The organism is Stenotrophomonas sp. 278, assembly GCF_003935715.1.
GTDB classification, from domain to species: Bacteria; Pseudomonadota; Gammaproteobacteria; order Xanthomonadales; family Xanthomonadaceae; genus Stenotrophomonas; species Stenotrophomonas maltophilia_AH.
The window spans coordinates 1-7,095 of sequence record NZ_RHPP01000180.1; the positions used below are offsets into that span (position 1 = coordinate 1).

Below are 7,095 nucleotides of genomic sequence, written 5' to 3' on the forward strand. Positions count from 1 at the left end.
GGCAAGCATGGGGGGCTGGCGGCCGCAGCAGTCGCCGCTCGGGCTGCGCGTGGCCGATGCCCCGTCAGCCTATGCCGCGCTGTATGCGCGCCCCGAAGGTAACGACAGCCCCGCGCTGCCGCCGATGCCCAGCGAGAACGGCCTGCCGGTCACCTCGGCCGACAGTGGGGTGCCGCCGCTCGGCTACGCCATCGCGCAGCTGCACGGGATCTACATCCTCGCCGAGAATGCCGAGGGACTGATCGTGGTCGACATGCATGCCGCCCACGAGCGCATCGGCTACGAACGCCTGAAGGCCGCGCACGACGGCATCGGCTTGCACGCGCAGCCGCTGCTGGTGCCGATCACCCTGGCGGTGGGCGAGCGCGATGCGGACACCGCCGAGCGCGAAGCCGACACGCTGACCGCGCTGGGGTTTGAGATCACGCGCTCCGGGCCGGGTTCGCTGCACGTGCGCAGCATTCCCGCGCTGCTTGCCAATGCCGAACCGGAGGGCCTGCTGCGCGATGTACTGACCGACCTGCGCGAACATGGCCAGAGCCGGCGCATCGCCAGTGCGCGCGATGAGCTGCTGTCGACCATGGCTTGCCATGGAGCCGTGCGCGCCAATCGCCGGCTGACCGTGCCGGAAATGAACGCACTGCTGCGCGACATGGAAATCACCGAGCGGTCCGGCCAGTGCAACCATGGCCGACCGACCTGGGCCCGTTTTTCGCTGGCGGAGATCGACCGCTGGTTCCTGCGTGGACGTTGAAAGGGGAAGCCACTTGAAGGGGAGCAGTCTGATGGGGATGCGTCGTTGGCGACGCTGCGCGGTCGTGGCGGCATGCGTGCTGGCACTGGCCGCCTGTGGCGACAAAGAGGCGGTGCCGGTCGTGGCACCAGTGGACCCCGCGTTTGCGGCCGAACAGCAGCAATGGCGGCAGCAGCGTTACACCGAACTGCACGCCGCCGACGGCTGGACCAGCCTGGTGGGACTGCACTGGCTGGAGCACAAGGCGCACTACATCGGCCAGGGGCCGGGCAGTGGCATCCGTCTCGCGGTGGGGCCGGACAAACTTGGCATGGTGGCGCGCGACGGCAACAGCGTCACCTTCACGCCCGAACGTGGCGTGCCGATGAGCGTGGATGGGGAGCCGCTGACCGGTCGCATCCGCTTCTTCAGCGACCGCGACGCGACGCCGACCCGGATCACGTTCGACGACGGCAAGGGCCAGCTCAGCCTGATCCACCGCGGCGAACGGTTTGCCCTGCGGGTCAAGCATGCCGACGCGCCGACCCGCACCGCGTTTACCGGCCTGACCTATTGGGAAGGCGGCCCGGGCTGGCGAGTGAACGCCCGCTTCGTGCCGCATGCGGCAGGCAAGACCCTGCCCATCGTCGACATCACCGGGCTCACCACCGAGATGCCCAACGCCGGTGCGCTGGAGTTCGAGAAGGACGGCAAACCCTATCGCCTGGAGGCGCTCGGCGAGCCGGGACGCGAGCTGTTCGTGATCTTCGGCGACCGCACCAGCGGTCACGGCAGCTATCCTGCCGGCCGCTACCTGGACCTGCCCGCACCGGATGCCAACGCGCAGGTGCTGATCGACTTCAACCACGCCTACAACCCGCCATGCGCGTTTACCCCGTTCGCGACCTGTCCGCTGACCCCGGCCGAAAACCGGCTGGATCTGCGCGTGGATGCCGGCGAGCAGGTGTACCACAGTCCTCAAGGAGCTCCCTGATGTTGTTCAAGCGACTGATGTTCTCTCTGCTGGTCGGTGCAGGCCTGCTGGCCGGCAGCGCCGGTGCCGCGCCCGCCACCCGCACAGGGGGTACCGCGCCGGTGCCACTGCTGTGGAAGGTGACCGGTCCCGGCGACAGCCGGGTGTACTTGCTGGGTTCCTTCCACATGCTGCGCGCTGACGATTACCCGCTGGCCGCCGATGTGGACCAGGCCTTTGCCGCGTCGAACCGGCTGATGTTCGAACTGTCGCCGGCCGACATGCAGTCGCCTGACCTCGTCACCAAGATGATGCAGGCGGCGGTGCGCACCGACGGCAGTGAACTGCGTCGTGACCTCGATGCCCCCACCTGGACCAAGCTGCAGGCCTACGCCGCGGCCAACAACATGCCGCTGGCGCAGATGCAGGGCATGAAGCCGTGGTTCGTCGGCCTTACCATCACCCTGAGCCAGCTGGCACGGATGGGGCTGGACCCCGAACTCGGCCTGGATCGACATTTCATGAAGCGCGCTGCCGACGCCGGCAAGCCGACCAGCGGCCTGGAGACCATCGAAACGCAGATTGCCGTGTTCGCGCAGATGTCGGCGAAGGAGCAGCAGCAGATGGTGGCCGAGGCGCTGGACCAGGCCGAGCAGGCCGACGCGCTGAGTCGCACGCTGCACGACGCCTGGCGCCGCGGCGATGAAAAGATGCTGTGGAACGAAATGGCAGTGGACATGCGCGCGCAGTATCCGCAGCTGTACAAGCGCATCAACACCGAGCGCAACGAAGCCTGGGTGCCGAAGCTGCAGCAGCAGCTGCAGGCCGGGCAGGGCGGCACCCTGGTGGTGGTCGGCGCGCTGCATCTGCTGGGCGAGGACGGCGTGGTCGAAAAGCTGCGCGGCAAAGGCTTCAAGGTCGAGCGGGTCTGCACCGGCTGCGCCAAACCCAAGCGCTGAGGCCGGCGGTCCGTGCAAACAAAAAGGCGCAGCCTGCGGGCCGCGCCTTTTTTGTGTGACCGGCGCTGGAATCAGCGGCGGGTCTTGCTGCCGACCGGCGCTTCGGGCTTGCCGGTTCCGGTACCGGTGCCGGCGCTGCTGCCCGGCGGGTTGGGGCGCGCGCCGAAGCCAGCGCCCATGTTGCGCTGGAAATCCTTCCACAGCTCCAGATTGCGCTCGGTCAGCTGGTTCATCATCGCCCAAGGGGTCTGGCCGAGCAGGTTCCCCATCTGCTGGCGGAACTGCTGCTGCTGGTCCAGGAAGACCTGCATGCTGCGCTCCAGATAATTGCCCATGAAGCCCTGCAGCGAATCGCCGTAGAAGCGGATCAGCTGGCTCAGCAGCTGGGTGGAGAGCATCGGCTCGCCGTCCTGTTCCTGGTCGGCGATGATCTGCAGCAGCACGGAACGGGTCAGGTCGTCGCCGCTCTTGGCGTCGCGGACTTCAAAGTCCTCGCCGTCCAGGATCAGCTGGCGCACGTCCTCGATGGTGATGTAGCTGGAAATCTCAGTGTCGTAGAGACGACGGTTCGGATACTTCTTGATGATGCGGTTCGCAGCCATGAAGCAAGCACTCGTCAACGTAGGGGCGCATCATTGCGCACCGCAGCAGGCGTTGCAACCGTCTTTGGTCATATCCGGCGCTTGTTCATGCTGCGCAGCACAGCCTGCAGCAAAATGAGTTTGCGCAACCGGAGCTGCGCGGCGCAATCATGCGGAAACGGCTGCGATGAAACCGTTACCACCCCATGTGGTGGCCGCCGTTGATGTCCAGATTGGAACCGGTGATCCATGCGGCTTCCTCGGCGACCAGGAAATTGACCGCATAGGCAATTTCCTCCGGCTTGCCCAGCCGTCCGGTCGGAATGTCGGCAATGATCTTTGCTCGCACTTCCTCCGGCACCGCCATCACCATGTCGGTGGCGACATAACCGGGCGAAATCGTGTTGACGGTGATGCCGAACCCGGCGTTCTCGCGGGCCAGCGAGATGGTGAAGCCGTGCATGCCGGCCTTGGCGGCGGCGTAATTCGCCTGGCCATACTGGCCCTTGAGGCCGTTGATCGAGCTGATCTGGATCACCCGTCCCCAGCCGCGGCGGCGCATGCCTTCAATCACCGGGCGGGTGACGTTGAACACCGAGTTGAGATTGGTGTTGATCACGTCATGCCACTGGTCCGCGCGCATGCGGTGGAAGGTGGTGTCGCGGGTGATACCGGCGTTGTTGACCAGGATCTCAACCGGGCCCAGGGCAGCCTCCACGGCCTGCACCATCTGCTCGGCCGAGGCCGGGTCGGAGACGTCGCCGGCGAAGATCGCGACCTCGCAGCCACGGGCACGCATGCGTTCCTGCCAGGCCTGCGCCTTGGCTTCATCGCGGTAATTGGTGGCGACCCGGTGCCCCTGTTCGCACAGGCGTTGGCAGATGGCAGACCCGATCCCGCCGGTACCACCGGTAACCAAGGCAACGCGCGATGTCATGAGCAGCTACTCCGAATGGCCAGAGCCAACATGGGGGGAAACCGATTCTGCAACATCAGCGCACAAAAGGGGCGGTCATTCAGCCGGGCGGTGCAATGGCGATGTCCTGCGGTGGCAGCCGTTCGGGAACGAAGTGCTCGATGGCCTGCTGCAGCCAGTCGGCAACCTCGGTGTGGTGCGCGAGCGCGGCAGCATCCTGGCCCAGCCAGACCCACGCCTGCTGCAGGGCGGGCAGGGGGTTGGCGGGGTCAAGCGGTGCGGCAGCGCTGGACTTGGACAGCTTGTGCCCCTGCGCATCCAGCAGCAGCGGCAGATGCAGGTAGCGCGGCGTGGGCAGGCCCAATGCCTGCTGCAGCAGCATCTGGCGCGGGGTGGAGTCCAGCAGGTCGGCTCCGCGCACCACGTCGGTAATGCCCTGGTCGTGGTCGTCCACCACCACGGCCAGCTGGTACGCCCAGCAGCCATCGGCCCGGCGCAGCACGAAGTCCCCCACCTCGGTGTACACGTCCTGGCTGACCGCGCCACGCAGGCCGTCCTGGAAGTGGACCACGCTGCCCGGGGCGACCCGCAGGCGAATGGCCGGGGTGGCGCGCTCGGCCTGGGCGACGCATTGGTGGTGGATGCCGTGCTGGCTGGCCAGTTCGCTGCGGCTGCAATGACACGCGAAGGCCAGCCCACGTGCCAGCAGGCGCTCGATGGCCGCCTGATACAGCGCATCGCGTTGGCTCTGGTACACCACGGGGACGTCACTGCGCAGCCCGAATGCGTCCAGTGTGGCGAGCTGGCTGGCAATGGCCCCGGGGACGGTGCGTGGGGGATCGACGTCTTCAATGCGGACGCCCCACTCACCCTGGGCATGCCGGGCCAGCAGCCAGCTGCCCAGTGCCGCCAGCAGGGAGCCGGGGTGCAGGGGGCCGGTCGGGGAGGGGGCAAAGCGCCCGCGGTAGGAATGGTTGAACATGAACTATGAATCGTCGGTCAGGATTCCACTTGAATTCAAGCGGCAGTCACCGCAGATTTGGATTCAAATCCCCTCAATCGAGCGCGTTTCCCATGTTCAGTCGTATTGCTCTCTTCATGATGACCAACCTCGCGGTCCTGGCCCTGGCCAGCGTGGTGATGTCGCTGCTGGGTGTGAACGCCAGCCAGATGAGCGGTCTGCTGGTGATGGCAGCCATCTTCGGCTTCGGCGGTTCGATCATTTCGCTGCTGATGTCCAAGTGGATGGCCAAGCGCTCCACGGGCGCGGTGGTGATCACCGAGCCGCGCAACGCCACCGAGCGCTGGCTGTTGGATACCGTAGCGCGCCAGGCGCGCGAAGCCGGCATCGGCATGCCGGAGGTCGCCGTCTACGACGGCCCGGAAATCAACGCCTTCGCCACCGGTGCCAACCGCAACAACGCACTGGTGGCGGTGTCCACCGGCCTGCTGCACAACATGAGCGAAGATGAAGCCGAAGCGGTGCTGGGCCACGAAATCGCGCACGTGGCCAACGGTGACATGATCACCATGGCGTTGCTGCAGGGCGTGCTGAACACCTTCGTGATCGTGCTGGCACGCGTGGTCGGCGGCATCATCGACAGCGCGTTGTCGGGCAACCGCGAAGGCGGCGGCCGAGGCTTTGCCTACTTCATCATCGTGTTCGCCCTGGAAATGGTGTTCGGCCTGTTCGCGACGATGATCGCGATGTGGTTCTCGCGTCACCGCGAGTTCCGCGCCGACGCCGGCGGTGCGCACCTGGCCGGTCGCCAGAAGATGATCGCCGCGCTGGAGCGCCTGAAGCTCAACCATGGCCAGAGCACGCTGCCGACGCAGATCGCCGCCTTCGGTATCGCCGGTGCCACGGCCAAGAAGCTGTTCATGAGCCACCCGCCACTGGAAGAACGCATCGCAGCCCTGCGTGCCGCCAACAACGCCGCCGTGTAATTGGCCCTTTGATGTGATCCCAGAACGCCCGGCCTTTGCGCCGGGCGTTTTTGTTTCCTGGATTGCATGATCTACGTGTCGCCGGGCGCTGCCCGGCTGCTGTTGGATTTGGGCGAACAGCCGGTGGCTCATCGGCTCCCTAGTTTGGCGGATCGGGATGGGCGTTCCGGGGGACGCTGTGAATACATCCATGTAAGCTCATCGCCGCATCCATGCGGCTCGTGCCCCCTCCAGCCCACCCCGACCCGCCATCGACAGTGCGTCGGTGGCCATCGAAGATCAAAAGCACGTAGCCGCGGTAGCGTCGGTCGACAGACGACGGCCGTGAAATCCCTAACATCCGGTAACGCATGACCCCGGATCGACAGCGCCGTTGACTTGGCGTTTCCCATGGCCACCGACCCTGTATCGAAGGGCCATCGGATGGGGGGTACGGGACACTCGGCGCCATGGATGGCGTCCGAGTAGCCTCCATGGATGGATTCACGGCGTGTCCCGTACCCCCCATCCGATGGCCCTAAGCACGTAGATCAGCGGCCACCGGCTGTTCGCCAAAAACCAACAGCAGCCGGGCAGCGCCCGGCGATAAGAGATGCATGCCAATGCCGGCTGTTCGCGCAACCCCGCAAACAACAACGGCACCCGAAGGTGCCGTTGCAGATGAAGCGGGAGCAGAACTCAGAACTTGGCGTCGAACTCGGCCGCGTAGCCGGTGTTGACCAGGACCTTCTGCAGGATCTCGCTGTTCTTCACGTTGCCGGCGACGATCTGCTGGGTCTCCGGACCGCGGCTGTCCATGCGCGCCGGGGTGGCTCCCTTGAAGTCGCAGACGCGGCCGCCGGCTTCGCGCACCAGCAGCACGCCGGCGGCGATGTCCCACGCCTTCACGCCGGCTTCGAAGTAGGCGTCGGCGCGGCCGCAGGCCACGTAGGCCAGGTCCAGCGCGGCCGAACCCGTGCGGCGCACGTCTTCGGCCTGCACCAGCA

Annotated in this window: 7 protein-coding genes and 1 pseudogene; 4 read left to right on the forward strand and 4 right to left on the reverse strand. The window is 66.2% G+C overall.

The features are described 5' to 3' along the window. The 3 genes and pseudogenes from mutL to EGJ34_RS19595 all read left to right on the forward strand — a co-directional run. Positions 1–754 (forward strand): annotated as a pseudogene (mutL, locus tag EGJ34_RS19585) (DNA mismatch repair protein MutL); the annotation flags it as partial. Between the two features lie 37 nt (positions 755–791). After that, positions 792–1,727 carry a DUF1684 domain-containing protein gene (locus EGJ34_RS19590; protein ID WP_125362128.1) on the forward strand — a complete coding sequence of 312 codons (936 nt, stop codon included), beginning with the start codon at positions 792–794 and terminating at the stop codon, positions 1,725–1,727. Beyond that, complete coding sequence (locus tag EGJ34_RS19595) at positions 1,727–2,665, forward strand: TraB/GumN family protein (protein WP_125362123.1); 939 nt, start codon at positions 1,727–1,729, stop codon at positions 2,663–2,665. The genes EGJ34_RS19590 and EGJ34_RS19595 overlap by 1 nt, the downstream gene beginning before the upstream one ends. A gap of 71 nt (positions 2,666–2,736) precedes the next feature. Here the strand turns inward: EGJ34_RS19595 and phaR are convergent, their stop codons facing one another. The 3 genes from phaR to gluQRS all read right to left on the reverse strand — a co-directional run bounded on the left by phaR (position 2,737) and on the right by gluQRS (position 5,144). Next, the gene (phaR, locus tag EGJ34_RS19600) at positions 2,737–3,267 is read right to left on the reverse strand and encodes a polyhydroxyalkanoate synthesis repressor PhaR (protein ID WP_125362124.1); all 531 of its coding nucleotides are present in this window, start codon (positions 3,265–3,267) and stop codon (positions 2,737–2,739) included. Positions 3,268–3,442: 175 nt separating this feature from the next. Next, a complete protein-coding gene (locus EGJ34_RS19605; protein WP_125362125.1) occupies positions 3,443–4,183 on the reverse strand; it encodes a beta-ketoacyl-ACP reductase in 741 nt (246 codons plus the stop codon). A gap of 79 nt (positions 4,184–4,262) precedes the next feature. Further along, on the reverse strand, positions 4,263–5,144 hold the full coding sequence (gene gluQRS / locus EGJ34_RS19610; RefSeq protein WP_125362126.1) for a tRNA glutamyl-Q(34) synthetase GluQRS: 882 nt from the start codon (positions 5,142–5,144) through the stop codon (positions 4,263–4,265). A 92-nt stretch (positions 5,145–5,236) separates the two neighbouring features. Between gluQRS and htpX the strand changes: the two genes are divergently transcribed. Next, positions 5,237–6,109, forward strand: a complete 873-nt coding sequence (htpX, locus tag EGJ34_RS19615; protein WP_125362127.1) for a protease HtpX — start codon at positions 5,237–5,239, stop codon at positions 6,107–6,109. 678 nt (positions 6,110–6,787) lie between these two features. Here the strand turns inward: htpX and EGJ34_RS19620 are convergent. Beyond that, on the reverse strand, positions 6,788–7,095 hold a 308-nt coding region (locus tag EGJ34_RS19620; RefSeq protein WP_312023045.1), incomplete at its 5' end, for an inositol monophosphatase family protein.

Excerpts from the sequence above, each read along its gene's own strand:
- gluQRS (WP_125362126.1), bottom strand. The coding sequence starts at position 5,144 with ATGTTCAACCATTCCTACCGCGGGCGCTTTGCCCCCTCCCCGACCGGC.
- EGJ34_RS19605 (WP_125362125.1), bottom strand. The coding sequence starts at position 4,183 with ATGACATCGCGCGTTGCCTTGGTTACCGGTGGTACCGGCGGGATCGGG.
- EGJ34_RS19595 (WP_125362123.1), top strand. The coding sequence starts at position 1,727 with ATGTTGTTCAAGCGACTGATGTTCTCTCTGCTGGTCGGTGCAGGCCTG.
- phaR (WP_125362124.1), bottom strand. The coding sequence starts at position 3,267 with ATGGCTGCGAACCGCATCATCAAGAAGTATCCGAACCGTCGTCTCTAC.
- EGJ34_RS19590 (WP_125362128.1), top strand. The coding sequence starts at position 792 with ATGCGTCGTTGGCGACGCTGCGCGGTCGTGGCGGCATGCGTGCTGGCA.
- htpX (WP_125362127.1), top strand. The coding sequence starts at position 5,237 with ATGTTCAGTCGTATTGCTCTCTTCATGATGACCAACCTCGCGGTCCTG.